Raw genomic sequence first — 24594 nt, 5'->3', positions numbered from 1 at the left:
AACTTGGTCAATCTGGTCAATTTATTGGTTAAGTTGTTTTTTTGCCCTCTGCCAGAGCAGTTCCAACTCCCCTAGATCGTATTCATCCAAGGGGCGATCGGCAAATTGCTCCATCAATTGTAACCGTTGAATAAATCTTTGATTAGTGCCGTGGAGAGCTAGGGAAGCGTCCAAGTTGTACCAACGGGCCAGGTTAATTAGGGTGAACAGTAAGTCCCCCAATTCTGCTTGTTGATGCTCCTTATCTTCCGTGATCAAAGCCTGTTTAAACTCATCCAACTCCTCGCTAAATTTAGCCCATACTCCATCTATGTCGGGCCATTCAAAACCCACTGCTGCTGCTTGACGCGAAATTTTAGCACTGGCCATCAGGGGGGGATAGGTACTGTTATAGCGTTCCAGTTTTGTACTTAAAAGTTCCGATTGGTTAGCATTTAGCCCTTTTTCTTCAGCTTTAATCACTTGCCAATTGGCCCTGACTTCCTCCGCATTGGCCACTGTCACCCCAGCAAAAACATGGGGATGGCGACGGATTAATTTTTCGGTGATGCCTTCTGCCACCCGTTGCAAATCGAAATGGCCCAAATCCCGGGCCACCTGGGCTTGTAGTACCACCTGGAGCAGTAAATCCCCCAATTCTTCGGCGATCGCCGTTTGGTCCTGGCTTTGCAGAGCATGGACCACTTCGTAGGCCTCTTCCACCACGTAGGGAATCAAACTTTGCTGGGTTTGGGCCAAATCCCAAGGGCATCCCCCCTCCGGCGATCTAAGTTGGGCCACCACGGCAATTAATTTTTCTAGGGCTTGAAGAATGGGGGCAGTGGCGGTCATAGAATTAGGAATTAGTAGGAACTAGTAACACTTAACCCAGTCAAACAGAAGGACATTAAACCTTTGACCCGGAGCTTCTAAAAAGGATTACCAATGAGGGAAAAACTGGCCCAATAGTAGGGATGGGAAAGTTCGGGATTTCTCAAAGTTAATAATTCGTCCTCCACGGCGATCGCCCCCCGGGAAGTGTGCAATTCTCCAGCATCGAGGTTAATTTCCCCATTGATCATCCTGATTTGGGCCTGTTGCAGAGCTTGGGCCTTGAAGGATTTAGCTTTTAATTGCCAATAAAATTCACTCATCAAGGCCATGGTGCCCAGGTCGCTCACCCGCCATAAACTGCCCAGGGCTGATTTGACTCCCGATTGTAGGGCCAAGCCGACAAAACCCAATTCCGCCTGGGGATTACCCAAGGCCGTGGTGCAAGCACTGAGCACCAAAAGATCAACGGGGGGATCTTGCCATTGCAAGCTCCTAATTTCCTTGAGATTTAAACGACTGTTGATAAATTGAATGTAGGAATCAGCGGGGGAACCGGCATTGAATTCCGCATGGGTGGCCAGATGCACCAAGGGAAACCCTTGCCGTTGGCGGGCCGATTGGAGATTTTGCACTGTAAATTCCTGGTTAAGCATGGTAACCCCGGGCCAAGGTTGGGGGGTGATGTTAGCAATTTCCAGCGCTACCCCTGGTAATGGTTCCGCATCAATAAATTCTGAAGAACCCATGGCCAGAATTTTTGCTTCGCTGAGGTCGGTGGACTCCCACTCCGTCAGATTAAAACCAGGAATGCGGCTGATGGCATATTTCTCTGCTAAAAACTTTTCCCCGTCGTACAGGGCCGCAAAGGGCAGGGAACGCAGTCGAGGGCCCACACAAAAAATTATGGTGTCAATGTTGTTGGCTACGAGTTGCTCTGCTACCGGGGCAATCAGCCAATCGTATAGTTTTTTGCCCGTTTGCCGATAATCCTGGTTGCGGGGATCACTCACCTGTAGGGAAAACATTTCCACAGTGGCCATCAGGCTTTGGTCGTCCGTATCTAGCACTTTTACCCCCACCGTGGGGCGATCGCCGGTCAACAGACAAATGGAAACGCCGTCTTCTTCGGGATTAATCCAGAAAATTGCCGCTTTTTTCCCTGTTTCTTGTTGAAGGGAGGCTAATTTTTGGCCAATTTGCTCCGTGGTCAAGCCTAAACTGGAAAAATCTTCTTGGAAATAGTTTTCGTAAATTCCCGCCCATTTACTTTCAAGGTCGGTGGTTAGCTCATTTACCTGTTGGACATTGAGGGCACTACGGGGCTGTAAACTCACCAGAGTTGGTCGGGGAAATTTTATTTGAGCTTGCACCCAGGGGGCCAATGCGATGAAAAGCAGTAGGCCGAGGATTATTCCTGACACTAGCCGTCCCCACCGTGAAAATGATGGGCTAAAGGTAAACCGGAACCTAGGGCGAAATCTACTCACAGCATTTCCTCAACTTTGGTGATAATGGCTTGGTGTAGTTGCTCCACTGACAGGCTGGCATCCAGACGACAAAGTTGGCCCTGGTAATGGTCAAAAATTCTGCCGTAATTGCGGTGGACATTGATTAATTTTTCCCGTTGTTCGTAACACTCTCTGGGAGCTTGGTTGCTCAATTGTTGGCGATCGCCAAGGCGTTGTAGGGCCAAATCCACGGGGAGGTCTAGATAGATTACACAGTCCGGCTGGGGAAAGGATTCATTTAACCTTTGGACAAATTGCCAATCCGCTTCTGTGTGGCAATTATAGGCGAGGGAAGAAAAATAGTAACGGGTAGTGATCACGTGGCATTGCTGGGCCAATTTTGCTCGTACCCCGTCCACCGGATTGTAGAGATGGTAATGGCGATCGGCGGCGAATAGATAACCCATCTGGGCTTCAAACTGTTGGGGATCATTGTAGGCAAATAAATTTCCCTGTAAAGCTTGGCGAATTAAGCTGCCCACCGGCCCATTGGTGGGTTCTGGGCTAAGCACTGCTGGAATTTCTTTGTTGTGAAAATAGGCCAATAAACGATCGCCTTGGGTAGTTTTTCCTGACCCATCAATGCCTTCTAGGACAATAAATAATGCCGCCATGATTGTTTTTCCCAGTTTTAGAGAATTTCTTCCTTTTCCAGATGGGCCCTGATCTCCTTTGGCGATCGCCACACTGGGCGCAGTTGATTTTTACTGTAAAGCTCTAACTGGTCGCCGTTATGGGGGGAATCGGGCTGGCTGGCATTGCCATAAACCAAAATGCTTTGGGCCCCAGGGCGATCGGCAAATTCCACTAAGCTTAGGTAAGTGTCTCCGGCCACCGCTTGGAATCTTTGGTTGGCAATGGTGCTGAGGGTCAAGACCCGAAAACTGCCCAAGTTACTGGGGGCTCCGTTGGCAGGGGCAGTAAAATTGCCGGCTTGCATTTGCACCACTTCTCCCCAACTGACCGCCAAATCATCGTAGAGAAATTTCACCTGGGCCGCTACCCCTTCCAGCACGGCCATGAACTTGTTAATGTCCGCCATACCGCTGGGGCTATGGAGGGGATCCGCGGGATTCCAAGTTCCCCCCAGCACGTTATCAGCCCCAATGGTGAGAGCCCAAAGCATAAACAGCACCGCTCCTCGACTGTCGGGGTTAGCTTGTTTGTCCCAAGCTTGGAGCACTTCCGCCGCTTCAATGCCGATGGGATTAGCCAGGGCTTTAGCGGCCGACACCAACAGGGGCACAATGCGATCACCTAGTTCCATCTGGCTGTTAAGCACTTTTTGCTTAAATTGCTCAAAAGTTAGGGAAGCGGTATTTTCCAATAATTTAATTGACCTCTGGGTCCGGAGGAGGGAAGGAGCAAAACCCAAATCTGGCGCGGCCAAGCTAGGGGGATAATCCGCCGGATCTAACTCCGGGGGAAAAGTGCTAGTCCAAGGGGGATCGTTGGTATTTTGTAGCCAACCACTGGCGGGGTTAGTTAGCTTCGGCAATTGTTCATAGGGATAATAATCAGTATTTAAATCCTTACTGCCCTTAATAGGCTGCAAACGCTCCCAATCTTGCCAATTACCTTCCCGGACGGGGGTTAAAGCATTGTACAAATAAAAAATATTCCCCTGGCGATCGCCGTAAAGCACGTTAAACATAGGAATTTGTTGCCCTTGCCAAGCGGCCTCGAATTGTTCCAGGGTTTCGGCTTTACCCATTTGCAAAAATTGGCCGATGGTACCACTGCGGTCTAAACCAGGAATTTTTATGGTGTAAGCATTGCCTCCCCGCTGGGCCACCACAATCCCCGCCACACTTTCTAGGGTTTCCCATTGCAAGGTTTGGTAACTGCCATTGCCCTGGAGAATTTTGACCTGATTAATACGGCGATCGAAGGGTTTAATTTCTCCATCCCATTCATAGCCTCCTTCGGCCAAAGTAAGGGCATATTTGCCCACGTTATGGGGATAGTTGACCGTTAAGCTCCAACCCAAATCATTGTTAAAACCCATAGCCGGCACAGGGGTCCCCACAAAAGCTGCTCCGGTTAAATCCAGGCCCGAGGCCACCAATTGCGCTTCGGTGAGACGAAACTGACCACTCCAAGGTAAATGGGGATTGGTCAGCAATAAGGTATGACCCGACTGGGATTTTTTGGGGGCGATCGCCCAGGCATTAGACGCAATGGGTACGTTAGCTTCTGGTATTTGCCGGGCTAGGCTAGCAATGGTTTGGGGACTGGTGACAAATTCAAATAACAATAACCTCTGCACATGGGCCACCACATCCTGGGCGGTGATGGGTAACACTTGGCGCAAACTTCCATTACTGAAGTCGGGATGTTGCTGAAAATAGTTGTTTATACCCTGGGCAAAACTTTCCAGATCACTACGCATGGCCGGCGTTTGGGCATTTAACCACCCCTCCGATCGCCGGGGAATATCCATAGTTTGCACATACTGGTCATTATCAAGGTAATCAATGCCCCAATACTCCGCCGCTTTACCCCTAGCTTCTCCGTATAAAGTGAGCAGTAAATCCCCATGGTTCTGGGCTTGGGCCCAGCCGAACGCCTCCATCAGTTGGGTTTCATTGGGGGCAAAAATATGGGGAATGCCCCAGCTATCCCACAAAATTTCCGTTTTATCATTAGCCCACACCGGATTAGTTAATCCCAACCCCAAAGCTAGGAGGAATAGTAGAATCCCACCAATGCTCCGCCGTAGCTTACGTCCCATTCCCACCAGCATTTGTCCCCAAAATCTCCGTTGGCGGTTTAATTCTAGAGGATTTGGCGATTTGGCGATCGCTGGAATGCCCACTGCTTAACTACGGCCAATACCCAGGTAACGGAATCCGGCCCGTTGTAAGGCCTGTTTATCGAGGAAATTACGACCGTCAATGATTACAGCTTGGTGCATACGGCCGGCCAGGGCAAGAAAATCTAGCTTCAAAAATTCCTGCCATTCCGTCACCAAAATTAACGCATCACACTGATCCGCCAACATGATTGGGGTCGACTCAATTTGCACCCCCGATAAACCGTGGCTCACCCCAGACTGGGAGACAATGGGATCATAAGCCTTAACTTTGGCCCCCAAACGGTTCAGTTGTTGAATGATATTCAAAGCCGGAGCATCCCGCATATCATCGGTATCCGGCTTAAAGGTCAGCCCCAACAGGCCAATCACCTTACCTTTGAGAATTTTTAACTCCTGCTGTAGCTTTTCCACCACAATCAGCCGTTGCACTTGGTTTACTTCCACCACCGCATTCAAAATTGAAGTGGTGTAACCGTAGTCTTTGGCAGTGTGAATTAAGGCAGAGACATCTTTGGGAAAACAGGACCCCCCCCAACCAATGCCCGCACTGAGAAATTTGCTACCGATGCGGGAATCTAAACCAATGCCCTGGGCCACCTGGGTCACATCTGCCCCTACCCGGTCACAGATGTTGGCCACCTCATTAATAAAGCTAATTTTTGTCGCTAGAAAAGCATTGGCCGCATATTTGATCATTTCCGCCGAACTAAGATCCGTCATCACCACCGGTACCGGCGGCAGGTCAGGATTTTCGCCCACTTTGCGTTCGATCAGAGGGGTGTAAAGTTCCCGCATCAACGCCAACGCCTGGGGATTATTGCCCCCTAGCACAATTCTGTCCGGGTTAAACGTATCGTAAACCGCCGACCCTTCTCGCAAAAATTCCGGGTTACTGACCACATCAAAGTTAATGGCGATCGCCTGGCCCGTTTGTTGTTGATGGGTTTCATTGCCTTCAGTAACAATCATACGCACCCAATCCCCAGAACCAATGGGCACCGTGGATTTATTGACAATCACCCGGTACTTGCTGTCTAAATGCTCCCCAATACTGCGGGCCACCGCTTCCACATAACGGGTATCGCTGGAACCGTCCGCCAAGGCGGGGGTACCCACGGCAATGAAAAGAATTTCGCTTTCCCGGACCCCTTTGCCCAAATCTGTGGTGAATATTAAACGGCCATTGCCCATATTGGCCACCATCAACTCCGATAGTCCCGGCTCGTAGATGGGAGACTGGCCGGCCCGCATCAGCTTGACCTTTTCCTCGTTGTTATCAACGCAAATAACTTGATGACCAATGTGGGCCAGGCAAACCCCGGTGACTAAACCCACATACCCCGTTCCGATAACACAAACACGCATTGATTTGTTCTAAATAAATGGATTGTTGATCAATTGCTGAGGCTGACCCGCTTGACCGGAGGCCGGAAAATAAGCATAAGCGTAGGGGATACCCCCCTTACTGTCAATCGATTTTGGAGAGGTTTGCGGCATTTTCCCGCGATATTTCCCAAACAAATTAGAGGTTAATACGGAATCTAATAGGTGAGTTAATGAGTGGAAACACTGAAGGCTCATTTCCGAAGAAAAAGTCTTTAAGCAAGGTTTATCAAAGTATTAAAGTTCTATTAACATTTGATCTCTTGTTGATGTTCCATTGTCGTAAGGTTTTCTCCTGGCCCCTCTGATGGTGGTTCTGGCTCTTTTTCTTTGTCGAAGCTCAATTGATTATCTAGACAATCAATCAGAATTTTATCCCCGGCCACAAATACATTCTCTAAAATTTTGGTGGCAATGGGATTTTCCAGCTGTCGCTGAATGGCTCGTTTTAACGGTCTTGCCCCGTAGGTGGGATCGTAGCCAGCACTGACGATGTGATCCAACGCTGAATCTGATAGGGACAAAGTAATTTTTTGTTCATCCAATAACTTCTCAATGCGTTTAATTTGTAGGACGACAATGCGACGTAGTTCATCCCGTTTTAACGTATGGAAAATGATTAAATCATCGATGCGGTTCAGAAATTCTGGACGGAAATGTTTCCGCAAAGATTGCATCACCTGTTTCTGCATCTTGTCGTAATCGGCATCGTCGGCGGAAAGATTGAGAATATGGTCACTGCCAATATTACTAGTCATCACAATAATGGTGTTGCGGAAATCCACTACCCGCCCTTGGGAATCGGTGATGCGGCCGTCATCCAACACTTGCAAAAGAATATTGAACACATCTAAATGGGCTTTTTCTACTTCATCTAAAAGCACCACAGAATAGGGGCGACGGCGCACAGCTTCCGACAATTGCCCCCCTTCTTCGTACCCCACATAACCAGGAGGAGCACCAATCAAACGGGAAACGGCATGTTTTTCCATATATTCGGACATGTCAATGCGCACCATGGCTTCTTCGCTGTCAAACAAAAATCCGGCCAAGGCCCTGGCTAATTCCGTTTTGCCTACTCCGGTGGGCCCCATAAACAGAAAAGAACCGATGGGACGACTGGGATCTTTCATGCCTGCCCTGGCCCGGCGAATGGCCGCAGATACCGCCGCCACCGCTTCCGTTTGTCCAATCACCCGTTGGTGTAAATGTCCTTCCAATTGCAATAGCTTTTGCCGTTCCGTTTCCATCAGACGATTCATGGGGATGCCCGTCCAACCGGCGACAATTTCGGCAATGTCCGACTCTGTTACCTGTTCCCGCAAAAGGGTATTGCCGGATCCTTGGATTTCCAGCAACTTACTTTCCTTTTCTTCGATGTCATGTTGGAGGACTTCCAATTCTCCATATTTAATTTTGGCCGCCTTTTCCCAATCGGTGGCCCGCTCGGCTTTTTCCACCTGTAGCCTTAGTTCCTGCTCCTTTTCCTTGAGGATATTAATTTCCTCTAACATTTGCTTTTCGGAAAGCCATTGTCCTGATAATTCTTGCTGCTGACCCTCTAATTCAGTAATTTCCTGTTGAATTTTTTCTAGTCTTTCTTTGGATGATTTGTCGGCCCCTAAACCGGGACGTTTTTCTTCCCCTTCCAGGGACAATTTTTCCATTTGTAGTTGCATTAGCCGGCGATCAATATCCTCCAATTCCACAGGCTTAGAAGTAATTTCCATTTTTAAGCGAGCGGCCGCTTCATCGACTAAATCAATGGCTTTATCAGGCAAAAATCTGTCTTGAATATAACGATGGGAAAGGGTAGCCGCCGCCACCAGGGCAGAATCGGTAATTTTTACGCCATGGTGTACTTCATATTTTTCTTTTAATCCCCGCAAAATGGAAATGGTATCTTCAACACTGGGTTGTTTAACATAAACCTGTTGAAATCTTCTTTCTAAAGCAGGATCTTTCTCAATATTTTTGCGGTATTCATCCAACGTAGTGGCGCCAATACAGCGCAGTTCACCCCGGGCCAACATGGGTTTGAGCAAATTGCCTGCATCCATGGAACCGGAACCTTCGCGACCGCCAGCCCCCACTACGGTATGGACTTCATCGATGAAAAGAATGATTTGGCCGTCGGAATTGGTCACTTCCTTCATCACTGACCGCAGTCTTTCTTCAAATTCCCCCCGATATTTCGCCCCGGCAATTAAACTACCCATATCCAGGGAAATTAACTGCCGATTTTTTAATGATTCTGGTACGTCGCCATTGATAATCCTTTGGGCCAGCCCTTCGGCGATCGCCGTTTTGCCCACCCCCGGTTCTCCAATTAACACGGGATTATTTTTGGAACGCCGGGACAGGACTTGAATTACTCGCCGGATTTCCTCATCCCGACCAATAACAGGATCTAATTTACCTTGGCGAGCCTGTTCTGTTAAATCTCGCCCGTATTTGTCCAACGCTTCATATTTTTCTTCCTGGTTGGGCTCCGTCACCTTTTGGGAACCCCGGATCGCTTTGATGGCCAGTTCCAAATCCTGGGGGTCAAGGTTAAATGTACGTAAGGTTTTACGACCCATCCGGTCATCCTCTGCAAAACCCATCAATAGATGTTCAACAGAAATGAATTTATCTTCCCAACTACTGCGGGCGGCATCGGCCCGGTCTAGCATCACATCTAAGCTACGTCCAAGGTAAAGCTGTTCTACATAAGCCTGTTTGGGTTGTCGATTGGTGAAAATTTCCAACTGTTGCCTCAGACCCTCGCCATCCACCCCGGCGCGCTGGAAAATCCTTGCGGCTAAGCCCTTATCCTGCTCCAACAACGCCAGCAGAATATGTTCCACTTCCAAATTTGTGTTCTTATAACGACGGGCCACTTCTTGGGATTTAACAATGGCGTCCCAGGCTTGTTCAGTAAATTTGGTTGGATCAGTAGGTTGCATTCAGACTAGCTTTAGGGATATGGGCAAAACTGCTCATCCATTGTAAGGGGGACTGAATCATTTTCCTAGTTGCCCAGAGATTTGACAATTTTTAAGTGAAATTTCAAATAAGCAATGCCCCTATAATAAAAAGCATGGTAATCTACGAAATTATTCACCTAGTTTATTGAGAAATAAAACCATATTAAATACATTAAAATGGTTACATCAACAATAGCTTGAGGCTTTTTATTATGACAGAACTACTTGAAGGGGTGATTGCAAAAATCAAGAATTTATCCTCAGAACAACAAGAAGTACTAGCTTCACTCATTACGCAAGAACTAGAAGCGAATGAACAGTAGAATCAATTTTCCCTGGAACAATCTATGAGAAACCTGGAAAATGATGATTTACCTAAATACACCGAAGCTGATCTGATTGAGAAATGGCAATAGCAGGGCAAATAGTATTGTTTAAGTTTCCCCAAACGGATCTTGTTGTGGGAAAGTTGCGTCTTGCTCTTTTGATCAAATTTGTATGCAATGGCTATGATGATTGGCTTGTTTGCATGATCTCCACTAAAACGGGTCAATAAATACCTAGTCTGGATGAAATTATTACTCCCAATGATCCTGATTTTAAACAAACAGGTTTAAAGTCAGAAAGTGTTATCAGAGTTTCTCGCTTAGCTGTGGTCTCAAAAAGTATATTACTTGGCAAAGTAGGCGAAATTTCCCCCGACAGATTGGAGAAAGTTACAAAGAATCTATCCACTTGGATTTTCGCTGATTAAGTATTGCTTTTCGACGAGATGGCGATCGCCACTAAATCACCACTAAGTTGCGGGTATTTTTCTGGGGGAGTCAATAGCTTATCCCTTGCCAGGGCAGGACTGGGTATTTTTGAAAATCGTTGCAGGTTCCCCTTGGGTGCTATGGTATGGGGGGAATTTTGCGTTTAACCCTCATTCCTTGTCTTTATATCAATGGTGATGGCGGCATGAGTTACCAGCGAGTTTTGTTGAAATTGAGCGGGGAAGCCCTCATGGGAGACCTGGGCTATGGCATTGATCCCGCTGTGGTGGGGACGATCGCCCAAGAAATTAAGGATGTTCTCCAGGCTGGGGTACAGTTGGCCATTGTGGTGGGAGGAGGCAATATTTTCCGGGGAGTGAAAGCCTCCGCCGCCGGTATGGACCGGGCCACCGCTGACTACATCGGTATGATCGCCACGGTGATGAACGCCATGACTCTCCAGGACGCCCTCGAACAGATGGGCATTCCCACCAGGGTGCTAACGGCGATCGCCATGCAGGAAGTGGCGGAACCCTATATTCGCCGCCGGGCCATCCGTCATTTGGAAAAGGGTCGAGTGGTAATCTTTGGGGCCGGTTCCGGTAATCCTTTTTTCACAACAGATACCACCGCCGCTCTCCGGGCAGCTGAAATTGATGCCGAAGTAGTTTTTAAAGCTACTAAAGTGGATGGGGTCTACGACTCTGACCCCAAAACCAATCCCAACGCCCGTCGCTTTACCACTCTGACCTACAGCCACGTGTTGGCCGAAGATCTCAAAGTCATGGACAGCACGGCGATCGCCTTATGCAAAGATAATAATATTCCCATTATGATCTTCGACCTGGGGGTTCCCGGCAACATTGTACGGGCCATCAAAGGCGAAGCAGTCGGTACGTTAGTTGGAGAAAATTGTGAAGTTAGCTGAACTCAAAGACCACATGCAAAAAAGTGTTGAAGCGACCCAGAGATCCTTCAATACCATCCGCACCGGCCGGGCCAACGCCTCCCTGCTGGACCGGATTACCGTGGAATATTACGGCGCAGAAACTCCCCTAAAATCCTTGGCTACCATTGGCACCCCCGACGCCAGCACCATTGTTATCCAACCCTTTGACATGGGTAGCATTGGTACCATCGAAAAGGCCATTTCCCTTTCCGATCTTGGTTTGACCCCCAACAATGATGGCAAAGTAATTCGTTTGAATATTCCCCCTCTAACGGCGGAGCGGCGTAAAGAATTGGTTAAAGTGGCCGGTAAGTTGGCCGAAGAAGGCAAGGTGGCCATCCGCAATATCCGTCGGGAAGCGGTGGATGAAGTGAGAAAACAAGAAAAAAATTCGGAAATTTCCGAGGATGAAGCCAGGGATCTGCAAGAAGAAATCCAAAAATTAACCGATCAATCCACTAAGCGCATCGATGAATTATTGGCGGCTAAGGAGAAGGACATTACGACGGTTTAGCGACTGAACCTAACCAAAGGAACCAACCGGCCCTCAGTGGTGGTCAAAACCAAACTAGACATCTTGGCCGAAAATCATTGCTCCCTTGAATCCTATGAATTTTGGCTATCTGATTTTTTTGATCACTTCCGCCGCCACCTACGGCATTTTTGCCCTGGGCTTGAATTTGCAATGGGGCTTTGCTGGACTGATTAATTTTGGCCATGTGGCCTTTATGACCCTGGGAGCCTACGCCACCACTTTACTCAGTTTACGGGGTTGGCCCATTCCCCTGGCGGTGTTGGTGGGGATGGGATTAGCCATGGCATTGGGCCTGCTCATTGGCACCTCTACCCTGCGGTTGAGGGAAGATTATCTGGCGATCGTCACCATTGGCGTTTCTGAACTTATTCGCCTTATTGCCAATAATGAAGAATGGTTAACCCAGGGAACTTTTGGGGTGCAAAGTTTCCCCTGGCCGATGGATTTTAACCCCACCCTATTGAGCCGGATTGTTTTTGTTCTTTGGCTAACGATTCTCGCTATCTATGCAGAAGGTATTTTGATTAAAAATCTGTTAAGACAATGGAAAGAAGGCAAAAAAATTCAAGATAAGAGTTATCAGCCCCGCAAGCCTTTAGCTTTGCTCATTTGGGGAGGTATTGCCAGCATTTTGATCTTAATCGCTTATATTCCTGGTGTTATTTCCCTATACAACTACTCTGGTAAAGCAGGCTTAATGCTGTTAGCTTTAACCCTCTTGGCCATTACCTATGCCGCCCTGGAATTTTGGGTGCATTCCCCTTGGGGGCGAATTCTCAAAGCCATCCGGGAAGATGAAGAAATTCCCCGGGCCCTGGGCAAAAATGTTTTTTGGTATAAGTTACAGGCTTTCATGGCCGGTGGGGCGATCGCCGGTTTAGCTGGGGCATTATTTGCCTGGCAATTGACCAGTATCTACCCTAATAATTTCGATACCTTATTGACTTTTAACGCTTGGATTATTGTGGTGCTAGGGGGAGCCGGCAGTAATGCAGGTACCCTGTTGGGAACAATTATTTTTTGGGCCTATGACTCCCTCACTCGTTTTTACCTACCCCAAATTGCGTTTTTAGACCAAAGTCAGACCGGGGCTTTACGGGTTATGATCATCGGTCTAATTTTAATGGTATTGATGGTATGGCGACCCCAAGGTATTTTGGGCAAAAAAGAAGAGCTAACCCTAGGACGTTGATAAAATTAACAGGTTTATTCGATGCGCTTAAAGGACAGACTTTAGCATTTACTCGGCCCACCAATCCTACCCATAAACTATAGTTGATTTATAGTTGATTTAACTGAAAGTAAGACACCGACTAAAGCTAAAAGCGTCTTTGGTAAAGACTTTAGTCGTCTCAATCTTATTTGAATTGAGTATAATTAAAAGTAAGACACTGACCAGAGCTAAAAGCTTCTTTGGTAAAGACTTTGGTTGTCTCAATCTTACTTTGATTGACTATAACTGCAAATTTTTGATAATCGTTATAGAAGACAATATTATTTTGCTTTAAATAGTTGATGTTTAGTAAAAATGGCTATGATTACAATCCTACGAAGAACTACTAAGGTTTTTGCTGGCCACTAGTTCAACTCCTAACCTCAGCAACGATTATTTTTATGTTTGGTTTCCTCAATTTCCATAAACCTTTGCAACTTACTTCCCATGACTGTGTGGCTAAAGTGCGCCGTCTATTGAGGGAAAAACGGGTGGGTCATGGAGGTACCTTAGATCCTTTAGCTGAAGGAGTATTGCCCATGGCGGTGGGACAAGCTACCCGGTTATTGCCCTATTTGCCGAGGGAAAAGCAATATCAGGCCATTATTCGTTTTGGAATACGCACTGACAGTGACGATTTAGCTGGGCAGATATTAGAAAATAACATTGTCCAAGATTTGACCCTAACCGATATAGAACGAGTTTTACCAACTTTTCTGGGTAACATTGAGCAGATACCGCCCCAATACAGTGCGATTCAGATTAATGGAAAACGATTGTACGAATTAGCCCGGGCTGGCATTACCCAAGATGTGCCCAGTCGCATAGTAGAAATCAGTAATTTGCAAGTACTCGATTGGCGATCGGGAGATCAGCCAGAATTGGATTTACAAGTTACCTGTGGAGAAGGCACCTATATCCGTGCTTTAGCTAGAGATCTCGGCGATCGCCTAGGGGTGGGGGCCACGTTGGCAGGTTTAGTGCGGCAACAAAGTGGCGGCCTGAATTTAGCTAATAGTGTGACCCTAGGGGGGCTGGAAGAATTAGTTGCTGAAGGGAGAAATATTCCGCTGCTATCTCCTCAACAGGCACTAAATCATTTACCCACAGTTCAATTGGATACTGAATTGGCAAAAAGGTGGTTCCATGGCCAAAGACTACCGCTACCGGATTTGCCCATTGGACCAGTGCTGATCACTACGGAGTTACCCCCAGTAAAATGCTTAGGCGTTGCCATTGTTACCCCAGAAGACCATGGCACCGTATTGCGTCCTAAAGTTGTCTTCAATGGTGATTGAAACTATCCCTAGTGAGAATTATTTCTTTGCATAATCTAAGTCCACAAAGTATAGTCGTTTTTAGTAAGACTGAGACATTCAAATTCACCGAAAAGCTTGTCAATAAAGACTTAAGCAGTCTCGCAATTATTTGAAATGACTATATCTAATATTCTTTATTTAATTGATCATTATGGCCAGCACAAAAATCATTGTTTTTGACCTAGATGGAGTGTTGATCGACTCGGAAGAAGCTAACTATCAGGCCTTTGCCTATGGCATTGAACAATTGGGTTTGCCCAAACCCGATCGCCAAACATTAATTTCCCTAGTGGGCCTTAAAGCTTCCCTGATGCTGGAAAAATTGGGCTGTCCAGCGGAAGAAGGGGCACGTATTTTTCGAGATTTTGTCCAACCTTTTTACATTGAAAATTTGCCTAGACTAGCTGCGCCTATGCCCCAGGCAGCAACTGTTTTACAAAGTTTAAAACAACGGGGTTATCGAATTCTAGCTTGTACTTCTGGCGATCGTCGTACCCAAACAGCCGCCCTAAAAGGAGTGGGCTTATGGTCAGCCATTGAAGGAATGCACGCTGCTGATGATTCCCAATTTGCAAAGCCCGATCCCCGTTACTTGCAGGAATTATTGGCTCCCTATGATTATCAAACTCTTCTGCATGTGGAAGATGCAGAGGTGGGCATTCGTATGGGCCAGGCCTGTGGTGCTGTGAGCATTTTTGCCGAGTATGGCTATGGTTCCCTCCCAGCGGATTTGCCAGTGGATTATCGGTTGACTCAATTGGCAGACATTTTGGCGATCGCCACTTAGCCCTGGTTTTAGTTTCTAACTGACTAGGTGAAAATATCGAAAAGTTTTTAACAGGATTGTGGCGGAAAAAAAGGATAACTAGCTTTTTGGGAGCTGGCATAGAGAGTATGAAAAAATTGAGCAATATGGGGTGATATTAAGCAATATTTTACCCAACTGCCAAAACCAAACCCTTAAATTGTTGCATTAGCTCCCCACAGCTAGCAGTAATGCAGGGATAGGGGCGATCGCCATAATCTTGTCCAGGGATTAGGGGAAACAATGGTTCGGGGCGGAGGCAGAGAAATTCCCCCCCAGCGGCCAGCAGAATAGGCCAAGCTCCGGCAATGTCCCAAATTTTCGGTGTTTTTTCCGTTCCCCCCAGGGCCGCCCCCAGGGCCACAAGGGCAATGTTGTAGCTACTAACCCCAATTAATCTCAATTTACAGGGAAAGGGATTGGTCAAAAGGGCGGAGCTCCGGGCACAGAGATTGAACAGATGATTTTGGCTTGGTTCCGCATCACTTACCTGGATGGGTTCCCCGTTGAGAAAAGCTCCGTGGGGGCCCGTTAGTCCAGAATTTTTGAGCCAATAACCCCAAAAGGATTGGTTTAGCAGAGGAAAATGGAGAAAGCCAAACACCGGCGTCCCCCGATACAGTAAACCGAGGGAAATGCCCCAAATGGGAATACCTCGGGTGAAATTGGTCGTGCCATCAATGGGATCGACAATCCAGCACCAATCATTGGCAGGGAAAATATGGGCAGTTTCCTCCGTTAGCACCCCATGGTCTGGAAATTGGGCGGCAATGCGTTGGCGCAACTCCCGGTCTGACCATTGATCGGCGGCGGTGACTAAACTACCATCGGCTTTGCGCTGGGCAGGTATTTTTGCGGATTGGGCCACTAGCTCTGTGGCGATCGCCTTTGTGGCGGACTGACAGAAGCCCAAAACCTCTGGCCAAAAAGTCTCCATGTCGAATCTTGATTGATATAGTAAATAGACTGCCTGACAAGGGCAATATGGCCATCATCACATATCGCAGGAATTTGCTGTGACCCAGGTTTGGTTTCCCCCCAAAAATTCGGCTACGACGGTGAAATCTGCCGGTCAGTTTTTGCTCACAGAAGTTAAAGCCCTGGGCAGGGGAAGATCGTACCAGCGTTTGCTCTATCGTTGGGGCCCCTGGAGTGGCGGTGCCTTTTTACTTACTATGCTGTGGGCAACGGAATGGCGGCTGATTCTCGCCACAGGGTTAGGTATTGGCAGTATGCGCTTGGTTTATTGGTTGTTGACCCATCGCCAGGAAATTCAGGCTAAGCATTGGCGGGAGCTTTTCTCAGGGCCTCAAAGTTCATTGATTTTGGCCGGTGGCAGTGGCGGATTAACCGCTGTGGGCAGCTATATGGCCACCATGGTTTGGTCGGAGGTGGAAAATCCTTGGTTGGCGACGGGGATTATTTTGCAAGGCTTAGGTTCCCTCGCCACGGTGGGGCTTTTACTGTGGCAACGGCAAAAACTTTCCTCCCCTAAGTTATTAACTGTCCCCATCTCCGATTTTGACCATTGTTTACATTACCTGGCCCATGGCGATCGCCTGCAGAAACTCATTGCCCTGCGGCACCTACAGCAATGGCAGGCTCGGCAAGCTTTGACCCCCAATGAGCAGAGGGAATTAGTACTATATCTGCAAGCTTTTCTGGAAGTGAAACAGGAGTCATCTTTACAAAAGTCTGCTTTGTATTTGCTCCAGCAGTGCCATGGCTTCTCGGGCCATAGGGAACCCCTATCCATTCCCCAACAGCAGAGACAACGGCAAAAGATCGCCCAGGAAGATTTTTGAACCCTTGGTCGATTTTTAGATTTTTAGTTTGCCCAGGCTCCAACGAACTGCTTAAACCAGCTCCAATGGTTTTCTAAAGCTGAGTTTTTCAATTTTCTCAATAGTTTTTGATAGCCTTTTGCAAATTGCAGTCCTTGTCAACGACCCAATTGTCCCATCAACTTCTCCACATCCGGGTCATAAATGCGTAAATAATTCCAATAATTACCAAATACGGACTCCACATAACCCTTGGTTTCCGCAAAGGGAATGCGTTCCACAAATAGATCAGGGTCAGCGTTATTGAATTCCTGTAGCCATTTGGCCACATTGCCCGGCCCGGCGTTATAGCTAGCCACCGCCAAGGCAGAATTATTGTTATAGGTTTTATGGGTGTGGTCAAAATACCAAGTGCCCATGTTGACGTTATCGGTGGGATCAGTGAGGGAATATTGCTGCAGACCAATTTGGGGTGCAATCCATGCCGCTGTGGCCGGCATTATCTGCATTAACCCTGTTGCCCCCACAGGGGATTGAATATCCTTTTCAAAGCGGGATTCCTGACGAATTAAGGCTGTGACCAAAAAGGGATTGACCTGACGTTTTTCTGACCACTCAAAAATTAGTTGTTGGTAAGGAAAGGGAAAAAGAGTCTGCCAATATTCTCTGGTGGCACGCAATTCCTCCCATTGTTTCCTCTGCTCCGGGTTCTCAGGATTCCGCAAATTCAAGACTTGGTTAATGCCCTGTAAATACTCCTGTTGGGTCAGTTTGAGCAAAGCTTCCGTAAAACCTTCATTGACCGTTAGCTCCGGTGTGGCTTTCTCTTCCACCCGGGCCCGAATTTCCGCATTGAACAGTTCGATCGCCTCTTGATCCTGGGCTAAACGGTATAGTTCTCGAAAAGTGGGGGAACCGGCCGGGGGTAAAGGCCGTTGATCCGGCACGGTGACCGGGGGATTGAGGAAACGCACCGAGTTAAAGTCCCCCACCTGCCAACCTAGTAAGACTGCCGATCGCCAAGCATAGTAGGACTGGGGATATTTAGCCAACACCGTTTCAAATGCGGCCTTAGAATCAGCCGATCGCCCCAGTTGTTGGGCCCATTTACCGATCCAAAAAATAGCTTTGGGGGTAATGTCACTTTGGGGATTTTGGTTGGCAATTTCCTTGGCCCAACGCCAAGCTTCGCTGTAATTGCCCGCTTTAGCAAACTCCTGGGCCTGGCGCCACCGATAATTGGCCGCTGCATCGGAGTTGGAGTATTTTTGCAGCAGAATTTGGCGGGCCTGTTGGGCTTGGTTGGTGTCAAATTTTGCCAATAGATCTATGCGGGCCGCTAAGGCAGAGGCCCCCTGGTCGGGAAATTGTTGCTCCAACTGTTCCAAATATTGCACCCCTTCGGGGGGGGGAACCAGTTCGGCTAAACGTCGCAGAGCTAACGCTGTTTCTTCGCTGTCGGGATAGGTGGCAATTAATTGACGATAATTTTCCTTCGCTTCATTGTCCAGCTTACTAATCTGTTGGGCCCGGGCTAGGCGATAAAGATTACGGGCATTGGCCGGGGCCTTTTCATAGGGGGCGATCGCCTGATTGTAGATGCGGCGGTGCCAAAAATTATCCCCCACGGCTTGCCAATCTTCCGGGGTCAATTCCCCTGGATGATTAGCCAATAAATTGCTAATGACTGCGGCGGTGCGGCCATCGGTGGGATGGTTTTGCAAAATTTGCCGTTGAATTTCCAAAGCATTGGGGTCAGTTTCCAGTTGCTGGTGGAGAATAGCCAGGGTGCGGGGATGGCCGGGATGGTCGGCGATCGCCTGTTGCCAATAGACTTCATTCAAACTACCCAAATTTTCCAGGGCGTTAACCACCACGGGGGAATCGGGGTATTTATCCAAAATACTTTGCCAGGTGGCCTGGGCTTGGTCATTTTCATTGCTTAGTTGATAACCCCGGCCCCGCATCAGCAAAATGTAGGGCGCTAACACTGGATATTGCACTTCCAATCCTTCCAGCATGCGGATGGCAGGGCCCCCTTCAAATTCCGTTAATAAATCCCCTGCTAACAAAAACCGAGCCCGACTTCTTTCCAGGGATAATTCCTCTTGGTTGGCGATCGCCTCCAGCCTAGCCCGCCGTTCCGTTGGAGATAACAAGGCCAAACGCAACACCTCCGAGTCCTGATGTTGTTCCTGCTCGTAGGCCTTAAGTTGGGCTTCCTGTCGCCAGCTGTTCACCATTTGCAGTGCTTTGGGCAAAGTAATGGCGGTGCCGCCTATCAACAGTATCAATATACCTCCCAACCAGAGCCAGCGTTTACTGCCCAAAAAGCCCCTGGGTTGATCGTCCAATTCCTCTGGGGCAATGTAATCCGAGTTTAGTGGGGCGATGGCTACATTGGTCTGATTACTTCGGCCCAATGGGACCGATAGATAGGTGGATTCCGGTTGCTCCACACCGTCTGAATTTTCCGCTTCTGCTCCCAAGGAAGGACTAGATAAATTGGGCAAGGACAGCCTTTTTCTTGGGGAAGAATTTGTTTCTGCTTCTTCCTCCTTTTTCCCTTGGGGGCCGCCATGGTTGGCCTCCATTGGCTCTGATGAAGCGTCCCCCAGTGCAGTTAAATCTTTGAGATAATCCTGCAATTGGGCTTTTGATTTCTTGTGCATAATATTGGAGTAATGCCAAACCACCACTCTACATTACCTTTGCCAAGGGGTTTAGGGAACATAGAATTCAAACCAAAGGCAGGGAAAAGCTAAACTCACTCCCTTCCCCCAAGGTGCTTGTGACAATCAAACTGCCCCCCTGTAACTCCACCAATCGTTTGGCGATCGCCAGCCCCAGGCCAGTGCCTCCGGAGTAACGGGAACGGGATTTATCCGCCCGCCAAAACCGCTCGAAAATGTAGGGCAAATCCTCCTCGGCGATGCCAATGCCCGTGTCAGCAACGGTCACCCAGAGTAAATTTCCCTTTTCTTTATTCTTCCTATCCTTACCAAGATGAGCATTGATGAGGATGGAGCCGCTGGGGGTATAGCGCACTGCATTACCAATTAAATTAACCAAAATTTGCTCCGTGCGGTCAGGATCCGCTAACGCTGTTGGGAGAGAAGGTTCGGCAATGAGTATTAATTCCGGGCCATCCTCCAATAACTGATCCGCAAACCGTTGCTGTAGTTTTACCAATAGCGGATAAAGATCCAAGGGTTGCCGTTGAATGGATAAATAACCCGCTTCCACTTTGGACAATTCCTGTAAATCCACCGTCAGTCGTTCCAAGCGTCGGGTTTCTCCCACCAACCGTTGATACAATTCCGGGTCCGCTGTAATTCTGCCTTCTGCCAACTCTTCCAGATAACCCCGCACCACCGTTAAAGGTGATCTAAGCTCATGGGTTAAGTCGCTTACCAGTTCCCGCCTTTGTTGTTCCACATTTTCCAAGCTATCCGCCATCCGGTTAAAACTCTGTCCCAACTCATCCAATTCGGGAATATCACTGGGGAGCATCCGGGATTGTAAATCCCCCTCTGCCAAATTTTTCGTAGCTAATTTTAGGCGATCGAGGGGTTGCATAATCCGGTCTGCGGCTAGGAAGCTTAACCCCCCGGCGGCGCTGGCACCAAAAATAATTGCCCAGAGGGAACTGCGGTTCCAGGCCGTTTCAAAGCCCCGAATCAGATAGGTTTTGGCGGAGCGGACAGTGATAAATCCTTGACTTTCCAATTCTTCTAGGCGCAGGATGAACATGCGGGGGGAAGAGATCTTTGCCATGGAAACGAAACTGCCTAGCCCCACTAGCATTACCAGCATGTGGGACAGGAAAAGACGGGAACCGAGACTGAGCTTAGCCATAGGGTTTGGATTGACGGCGGATGGCTAAAAACCGGGGATCATTGAGGGAAAGCAATGGTTTGTAGCCCCTGGCCCTGATTTGTCTGTGGCGCACCCGCAAAGCCGTAATAGAATGGGGAGATTGTTTTGCTCAATTTACCTGGGTCAGGGCATTGGCAGTCAAAGATAGTAGAATCCTTGGGGTGATGGAGCAGGAAAAAATTTCCCCTAACACCACCGGAACCTATTACCCAGCATTACAGACCTGAATAGGTAAGTTGAGAGTCCGCTTAAATTTTTGGTGTCAGGAGTTGATTGCATGAGCCTACGTCGCAATGCCCTTAAGGTTTTGAAAGAAACCAGTCGGACATTCTACATTCCCATTAGCATTTTGCCTGATCAGCTTCTCGATGCAGTGGCCTCTGCCTATCTTTGCATGCGGGCGATCGATGAAGTGGAAGACCACCCTGACCTGGATGCGGAGACTAAGGCAAGAATTCTCAACCAAATTAGCCTCAATCTCCAGAGTGCTACGGAACATTCCCAAAGTGAGGATTTTCTCCGGGGATTAGACTCCTACAAAAATTTATTGCCGGAGGTAACTTTGCGGGTGGGGGAATGGGCTCTGTTAGCCCCCGAAAGCATTGCCCCCAGGGTGTGGGATGCCACCGCGGCCATGTCCGACCGCATGGCTTTTTGGGCCATCCATAACTGGCAAATCAAAACAGAAAATGAGTTAGACCAATACACCTTCAGTGTGGCGGGGGCCGTTGGTCTACTGCTATCGGATTTATGGGCTTGGCACGATGGCACCCAAACGAACCGTTCCCATGCCATTGGTTTTGGTCGGGGACTCCAGGCGGTTAACATTGTCCGTAACTACAAGGAAGATCGCCAACGGGGGGTGAGCTTTTTTCCCCAGGGCTGGGAACTGGCAGATATGCATAAGTATGCCCGATATAACTTAGCTTTAGCGGACCAATATACGAAATCATTGCCCCACGGCCCGGCCCTAAATTTTTGTAAAATCCCCCTAACCTTGGCCTATGGCACATTGGATGTGTTGGCCCTGGGCAAGGAAAAATTGAGCCGCAGCGATGTGATGGCTTTGGTCAATCGGGTCATTGCCAGTTAGTGATTTCAACTATTAGTGCTTATTCGATGTCATCGGTGTGGGTAATTTCCCCCTCTACCACGCCTTGAAAATTGGCATGGGGTAAATCGATTTGACCACTAATTCACGGTGGCGGCGCTCAAAGATGGTTTTCCCTTGACCTGGGGGAGAAATTGGCGGCAAAATTTCACTCCCCCTGGGGAAACAAGTTACGATGGGGGCGACCTTGCTTTGTTTTCGATGCAACTTTATGGACGTTAAATTGATTCTCATTGGTCTAACGGCGGTGTTTACCCTAGCCTGTCTCTTTTTCGGTACCAAAAATGGTTATTACGACACGGATAAGTACGATGGTAACGGTTCCGCCCATTAGTGCCCCATGCGCCAGGGGCCGTTGATTGTGATTGATGTTGCTTTGCCCCCGGGGCCGATCGCCAGGGTTCCATGACTTTTTCCGTGCCGACCCAGGGAAAACCGTTGGCTGATATATCTTTTTTCCCCTATGGAGTAGGTCACCGGGATGGGGGAGTTTGCCTAGAGTTGAATTTGGGACCCTACAGGATCCTGTTGGACTGTGGCTTGGCGGATTTGACCCCCCTACGGAAAAGAGATCCTGGGGCCATAGATCTGGTTGTGTGTAGCCATGCCCATGGGGACCATGCCCTGGGATTGTGGCAGTTACATCAACAATTTCCCCACATTCCCATTTTGACCAGTGGGGTTACCCAAAGGTTATTGCCCCTAAATTGGCTCGGCGTTGACGTGCCTGTATTTTCCCAAGTTCTGCCCTGGCGATCGCCCCAGGAGATTTTGCCCAATTTAAAAGTGGAATTAATGCCCGCAGGTCATCTCCCCGGAGCGGCGTTGGTTTTGCTGGAGTACCACAACGGCGATCGCCTTTACCGAGTGGTCTATACCGGGGATTATTGTCTGTCCCATTTGCAGTTGGTGGATGGCCTAGCCCTAGCCCAATTGCGGGGCTTAAGGCCTGATGTGCTAATCCTCGAAGGACAGTATGGCAGTCGCCGTTTACCCCACCGTCGCCAACAGGAAAAACAATTCATCCAGGCGATCGAAGCGGTACTAGCGAAGGGGAGAAATATTCTCCTGCCGGTGCCCCCCTTGGGCTTAGCCCAGGAAATTCTTAAGCTGCTGCGGACTCATCACCAATTTACAGGCCGTCAGGTCAATCTTTGGGCCGGGAAGGGGGTAGCTGGGGGCTGTGATGCTTACCAAGAAATTTTGGCCTATCTGCCGGACAATGTCCGCAATTTTGCCCAACATCAACCCCTGTTTTGGGACGATAAAGTCTATCCCCATCTCCGTCCCCTTGATGGCCCCCAAGGAAAATTGTCATTATCCTCCCCTTCTTTAGTCGTGACAGAAAGTTGGCCTGGAGCTTGGCCTAGCCCACCGGCCCTGCCAGGATTGTGGACGGTATTTTTGCCCCGGTTGGTGGAATTACCGGATTGTTTAGTCAATTTTGCCTGGGAAAATCTGGGACAGTTTCCCCAATACGAATTGGCAGATTATCTCTTAGCGGACCACAGTGATGGGCGCAATACAACCCAGTTAATCCACAATCTCCGCCCCCAACATTTGGTCTTTGTCCATGGAGAACGCTCGAACATCGAAGACCTCACTAGCCTGGAGGAGTTACAAAGCCGCTACCAACTCCATTCCCCCGCCGCTGGCAACTGGGTAGCCCTACCCATTGGCGATCGATTTGTCCAGCCCACACCACCCCTACCACAAATTTATGAGGGGGAAATCCATGAATTGGAGCCCGACAAAAATGTCCATCACCTGGGGGAAGTAGCTATTCACCTGGACGGACAAATTATGGAAAATTCCCGTTGGGCCAAGTTTGGTGAAACTGGCATTGTACAAGCCCGTTGGCAAGGGGAAGAATTGATTTTAAGGGGCATTAGCCAAAGGGAATTGCTGAGGCAATCCCAAACCATTAGGGGGCTGGCCGACGGTGATTGTTGCACCAATTGCCTATATTTTCAGCATTACCATTGCCGTAATCCCGAGTCCCCCCTCATGGGTCTACAGGTAAGGGGGGATGGCCACTGCCCTGTGTTTAGATCGGCCGACAATGTCCAGTCCTAAAGCCAACTTGACCTAGATGCCCAACAACTCCCGGGCAGTGCTGGCCACCTGCTCCGCCCTGTCTTGGGCTAACTGTTGCAGTAAATTCTGGCGATCGGGATGGTTTAAATGACCCACTGCCAAGGCCAAGCGGTACCGTACTTGCCAGTCTTCGTCCTGGGCCAGGGGCACCAACAGGGGAAATGCTTCAGGGTTACCCAGTTCCCCCAGGGCACTGATAGCCGCGGTTCTAATTAAACTATTTTCGGAACTCAAGGCAATTTTGAGTAAGTCAAAGCCCCGGCTGTCGCCCATTTCCCCCAGGGTGGCCACGATACTCATCTGCAATAACCATTCTGGAGTTTCTTCATAGGCCCTTTGCAAATCAGGGTAGGCCGCTGTCAGTTTTAGGCCGCCGATCACATCCGCCGCCACCGATTGCACATCAATTTCAGGATCGTTGAAGAGGCGATCTCGCAGTAGTTCGAGGGCTTGCTCCAGATCCGCATTGCCCACAGGGTCCAACTGACTGACTGCTGCATAACGAATGCGAGGATTGGCATCTTTGACCAGGGGCTTGAGCAGGGGGAATGCCTCGGCCGGCTCCAGGACTCGCAGTTGATTTAAACCCCGGACTTTATCGCTAAAATCTTCTGAGCTGAGCAATGTTTGGATCTGGCTGAGGAGGTCACTCATAA

General features: G+C 48.6%; 20 protein-coding genes. 10 read left to right on the top strand and 10 right to left on the bottom strand.

Translation table 11 applies throughout. The features are described from left to right. Nucleotides 1–21 precede the first annotated feature (21 nt). From mazG to clpB, 6 genes are all read right to left on the bottom strand, one after another. Nucleotides 22–831, bottom strand: a complete 810-nt coding sequence (mazG, locus tag D082_RS01815) for a nucleoside triphosphate pyrophosphohydrolase (protein ID WP_028946641.1) — start codon at nt 829–831, stop codon at nt 22–24. 77 nt (nt 832–908) lie between these two features. Further along, entirely contained in the window at nt 909–2147 is a 1239-nt protein-coding gene (locus D082_RS01810; RefSeq protein ID WP_238546793.1) for a CHAT domain-containing protein, read from the bottom strand. Between the two features lie 149 nt (nt 2148–2296). Continuing rightward, entirely contained in the window at nt 2297–2935 is a 639-nt protein-coding gene (gene tmk, locus D082_RS01805) for a dTMP kinase (RefSeq protein WP_028946643.1), read from the bottom strand. A 17-nt stretch (nt 2936–2952) separates the two neighbouring features. Then, complete coding sequence (locus D082_RS01800) at nt 2953–5139, bottom strand: acylase (protein ID WP_238546792.1); 2187 nt, start codon at nt 5137–5139, stop codon at nt 2953–2955. Nucleotides 5140–5142: 3 nt separating this feature from the next. After that, nucleotides 5143–6504 (bottom strand): UDP-glucose/GDP-mannose dehydrogenase family protein, encoded by a 1362-nt coding sequence (locus tag D082_RS01795; protein ID WP_028946645.1) that lies wholly within the window; start codon nt 6502–6504, stop codon nt 5143–5145. Nucleotides 6505–6770: 266 nt separating this feature from the next. Next, nucleotides 6771–9470, bottom strand: a complete 2700-nt coding sequence (gene clpB / locus D082_RS01790) for an ATP-dependent chaperone ClpB (RefSeq protein ID WP_028946646.1) — start codon at nt 9468–9470, stop codon at nt 6771–6773. Between the two features lie 577 nt (nt 9471–10047). Between clpB and D082_RS19380 the strand changes: the two genes are divergently transcribed. The 6 genes from D082_RS19380 to D082_RS01765 all read left to right on the top strand — a co-directional run bounded on the left by D082_RS19380 (nt 10048) and on the right by D082_RS01765 (nt 15049). Next, the gene (locus D082_RS19380; RefSeq protein WP_202963106.1) at nt 10048–10245 is read left to right on the top strand and encodes a type II toxin-antitoxin system PemK/MazF family toxin; all 198 of its coding nucleotides are present in this window, start codon (nt 10048–10050) and stop codon (nt 10243–10245) included. A gap of 206 nt (nt 10246–10451) precedes the next feature. Continuing rightward, on the top strand, nt 10452–11174 hold the full coding sequence (gene pyrH / locus D082_RS01785; protein WP_028946647.1) for a UMP kinase: 723 nt from the start codon (nt 10452–10454) through the stop codon (nt 11172–11174). Next, nucleotides 11161–11709 (top strand): ribosome recycling factor, encoded by a 549-nt coding sequence (gene frr / locus D082_RS01780; RefSeq protein WP_028946648.1) that lies wholly within the window; start codon nt 11161–11163, stop codon nt 11707–11709. The genes pyrH and frr overlap by 14 nt, the downstream gene beginning before the upstream one ends. 94 nt (nt 11710–11803) lie before the next feature. Then, nucleotides 11804–12922: a branched-chain amino acid ABC transporter permease gene (locus D082_RS01775; protein ID WP_028946649.1), complete on the top strand. Its 1119-nt coding sequence runs from the start codon at nt 11804–11806 to the stop codon at nt 12920–12922. Nucleotides 12923–13344: 422 nt separating this feature from the next. Continuing rightward, nucleotides 13345–14241, top strand: a complete 897-nt coding sequence (gene truB / locus D082_RS01770) for a tRNA pseudouridine(55) synthase TruB (RefSeq protein ID WP_028946650.1) — start codon at nt 13345–13347, stop codon at nt 14239–14241. A 172-nt stretch (nt 14242–14413) separates the two neighbouring features. Beyond that, on the top strand, nt 14414–15049 hold the full coding sequence (locus D082_RS01765; RefSeq protein WP_028946651.1) for an HAD family hydrolase: 636 nt from the start codon (nt 14414–14416) through the stop codon (nt 15047–15049). Between the two features lie 148 nt (nt 15050–15197). Here the strand turns inward: D082_RS01765 and D082_RS01760 are convergent, their stop codons facing one another. After that, the gene (locus D082_RS01760; RefSeq protein WP_028946652.1) at nt 15198–16004 is read right to left on the bottom strand and encodes an inositol monophosphatase family protein; all 807 of its coding nucleotides are present in this window, start codon (nt 16002–16004) and stop codon (nt 15198–15200) included. A gap of 79 nt (nt 16005–16083) precedes the next feature. Between D082_RS01760 and D082_RS01755 the strand changes: the two genes are divergently transcribed. Next, nucleotides 16084–16872: a hypothetical protein gene (locus D082_RS01755; RefSeq protein WP_028946653.1), complete on the top strand. Its 789-nt coding sequence runs from the start codon at nt 16084–16086 to the stop codon at nt 16870–16872. A 137-nt stretch (nt 16873–17009) separates the two neighbouring features. Here D082_RS01755 and D082_RS01750 read toward each other — a convergent pair whose 3' ends face one another. Both D082_RS01750 and D082_RS01745 read right to left on the bottom strand, forming a co-directional pair. Next, nucleotides 17010–19523, bottom strand: coding sequence for a transglycosylase SLT domain-containing protein (locus D082_RS01750; RefSeq protein WP_238546791.1), 2514 nt, complete (start codon nt 19521–19523; stop codon nt 17010–17012). A gap of 67 nt (nt 19524–19590) precedes the next feature. Then, the gene (locus tag D082_RS01745) at nt 19591–20709 is read right to left on the bottom strand and encodes a cell wall metabolism sensor histidine kinase WalK (protein WP_028946655.1); all 1119 of its coding nucleotides are present in this window, start codon (nt 20707–20709) and stop codon (nt 19591–19593) included. Between the two features lie 280 nt (nt 20710–20989). On the opposite strand from D082_RS01745, the gene D082_RS01740 reads away from it, so the two are divergent. The 3 genes from D082_RS01740 (at nt 20990) to D082_RS01730 (ending at nt 23917) form a co-directional block, all read left to right on the top strand. Further along, nucleotides 20990–21823, top strand: a complete 834-nt coding sequence (locus tag D082_RS01740) for a squalene/phytoene synthase family protein (RefSeq protein ID WP_202963097.1) — start codon at nt 20990–20992, stop codon at nt 21821–21823. A 229-nt stretch (nt 21824–22052) separates the two neighbouring features. Next, a complete protein-coding gene (locus tag D082_RS19270; RefSeq protein WP_038531209.1) occupies nt 22053–22175 on the top strand; it encodes a membrane protein in 123 nt (40 codons plus the stop codon). A gap of 71 nt (nt 22176–22246) precedes the next feature. Then, nucleotides 22247–23917 carry an MBL fold metallo-hydrolase gene (locus D082_RS01730; RefSeq protein ID WP_038529894.1) on the top strand — a complete coding sequence of 557 codons (1671 nt, stop codon included), beginning with the start codon at nt 22247–22249 and terminating at the stop codon, nt 23915–23917. A gap of 12 nt (nt 23918–23929) precedes the next feature. Here the strand turns inward: D082_RS01730 and nblB are convergent, their stop codons facing one another. Then, nucleotides 23930–24592: a phycobilisome degradation protein NblB gene (nblB, locus tag D082_RS01725; protein ID WP_028946658.1), complete on the bottom strand. Its 663-nt coding sequence runs from the start codon at nt 24590–24592 to the stop codon at nt 23930–23932. Nucleotides 24593–24594 lie beyond the last annotated feature (2 nt).

Origin of the sequence: Synechocystis sp. PCC 6714, from assembly GCF_000478825.2 — a bacterium.
Classification (GTDB): domain Bacteria; phylum Cyanobacteriota; class Cyanobacteriia; order Cyanobacteriales; family Microcystaceae; genus Synechocystis.
The sequence above is the reverse complement of the archived record's forward strand: the minus strand, read 5'-3'. Positions and strand labels throughout refer to the sequence as shown.